Here is a 2,087-nt window from a genome sequence, read left to right as displayed (position 1 = left end):
AAACAGAGATTGAACTGAAGAGTTTGATCCTGGCTCAGATTGAACGCTGGCGGCATGCTTTACACATGCAAGTCGAACGGTAACAGGGAGCTTGCTCCGCTGACGAGTGGCGAACGGGTGAGTAATATATCGGAACGTACCCAAGAGTGGGGGATAACGTAGCGAAAGTTACGCTAATACCGCATACGATCYAAGGATGAAAGCAGGGGACCGCAAGGCCTTGTGCTCCTGGAGCGGCCGATATCTGATTAGCTAGTTGGTAGGGTAAAGGCCTACCAAGGCATCGATCAGTAGCTGGTCTGAGAGGACGACCAGCCACACTGGAACTGAGACACGGTCCAGACTCCTACGGGAGGCAGCAGTGGGGAATTTTGGACAATGGGCGCAAGCCTGATCCAGCAATGCCGCGTGAGTGAAGAAGGCCTTCGGGTTGTAAAGCTCTTTTGTCAGGGAAGAAACGGGAGTGGCTAATATCTGCTTCTAATGACGGTACCTGAAGAATAAGCACCGGCTAACTACGTGCCAGCAGCCGCGGTAATACGTAGGGTGCAAGCGTTAATCGGAATTACTGGGCGTAAAGCGTGCGCAGGCGGTTTTGTAAGTCTGTCGTGAAATCCCCGGGCTCAACCTGGGAATGGCGATGGAGACTGCAAGGCTAGAATCTGGCAGAGGGGGGTAGAATTCCACGTGTAGCAGTGAAATGCGTAGAGATGTGGAGGAACACCGATGGCGAAGGCAGCCCCCTGGGTCAAGATTGACGCTCATGCACGAAAGCGTGGGGAGCAAACAGGATTAGATACCCTGGTAGTCCACGCCCTAAACGATGTCTACTAGTTGTCGGGTCTTAATTGACTTGGTAACGCAGCTAACGCGTGAAGTAGACCGCCTGGGGAGTACGGTCGCAAGATTAAAACTCAAAGGAATTGACGGGGACCCGCACAAGCGGTGGATGATGTGGATTAATTCGATGCAACGCGAAAAACCTTACCTACCCTTGACATGGAAGGAATCCTYGAGAGATYRRGGAGTGCCCGAAAGGGAACCTTYACACAGGTGCTGCATGGCTGTCGTCAGCTCGTGTCGTGAGATGTTGGGTTAAGTCCCGCAACGAGCGCAACCCTTGTCATTAGTTGCTACGAAAGGGCACTCTAATGAGACTGCCGGTGACAAACCGGAGGAAGGTGGGGATGACGTCAAGTCCTCATGGCCCTTATGGGTAGGGCTTCACACGTCATACAATGGTACATACAGAGGGCCGCCAACCCGCGAGGGGGAGCTAATCCCAGAAAGTGTATCGTAGTCCGGATTGTAGTCTGCAACTCGACTGCATGAAGTTGGAATCGCTAGTAATCGCGGATCAGCATGTCGCGGTGAATACGTTCCCGGGTCTTGTACACACCGCCCGTCACACCATGGGAGCGGGTTTTACCAGAAGTAGGTAGCTTAACCGYAAGGAGGGCGCTTACCACGGTAGGATTCGTGACTGGGGTGAAGTCGTAACAAGGTAGCCGTATCGGAAGGTGCGGCTGGATCACCTCCTTTCTAGAGTAGGGTGAAGTCGTAACAAGGTAGCCGTATCGGAAGGTGCGGCTGGATCACCTCCTTTCTAGAGTATGGCRCCACGYCAAACGCTCACACTTATCGGCTGTTTTTAAAGAAGAACGTTTTCTGGGGCTGTAGCTCAGCTGGTTAGAGCACCGTGTTGATAACGCGGGGGTCGTTGGTTCGAGTCCAACCAGCCCTACCAGTTTTACCCAGGGGGATTAGCTCAGCTGGGAGAGCACCTGCTTTGCAAGCAGGGGGTCGTCGGTTCGATCCCGTCATCCTCCACCAACTGCTTTTATCTAAGGYCYGARCYTTAAATAAAAGTAGTATCGTTCTTTAACAATTTGGAAGAAGTAAAGATTTATTGAATATCGCAAGATATTCAGGGTAGTAGATAAATCATCAAACACAGTAGTAAATGCTTGATACCGATAGCCGTCAAGGTTATAGGGACAAGTGAATAAGTGCACATGGTGGATGCCTTGGCGATTACAGGCGATGAAGGACGTAGAAGTCTGCGATAAGCCTCGGGGAGCTGACAA

Annotated in this window: 2 tRNA genes and 2 rRNA genes (1 of these 4 running past the window's edge); all 4 read left to right on the top strand. The window is 51.8% G+C overall.

Annotation, left to right across the window (positions count from 1 at the left end):
- Positions 1-11 precede the first annotated feature (11 nt).
- Positions 12-1,542, top strand: a 16S ribosomal RNA gene (locus ASC94_RS18055).
- Positions 1,543-1,670: 128 nt separating this feature from the next.
- Positions 1,671-1,747: transfer RNA gene (locus ASC94_RS18050), tRNA-Ile, on the top strand.
- 10 nt (positions 1,748-1,757) lie between these two features.
- Positions 1,758-1,833, top strand: a tRNA-Ala gene (locus ASC94_RS18045).
- Between the two features lie 162 nt (positions 1,834-1,995).
- A 23S ribosomal RNA gene (locus tag ASC94_RS18040) occupies positions 1,996-2,087 on the top strand (it continues 2,687 nt past the right edge of the window).
- The 16S and 23S rRNA genes sit together here with 2 tRNA genes alongside, the layout of an rRNA operon.

This window comes from Massilia sp. Root418 (assembly GCF_001425265.1).
Classification (GTDB): Bacteria; Pseudomonadota; Gammaproteobacteria; order Burkholderiales; family Burkholderiaceae_D; genus Rugamonas.
The sequence above is the reverse complement of the archived record's forward strand: the minus strand, read 5'-3'. Positions and strand labels throughout refer to the sequence as shown.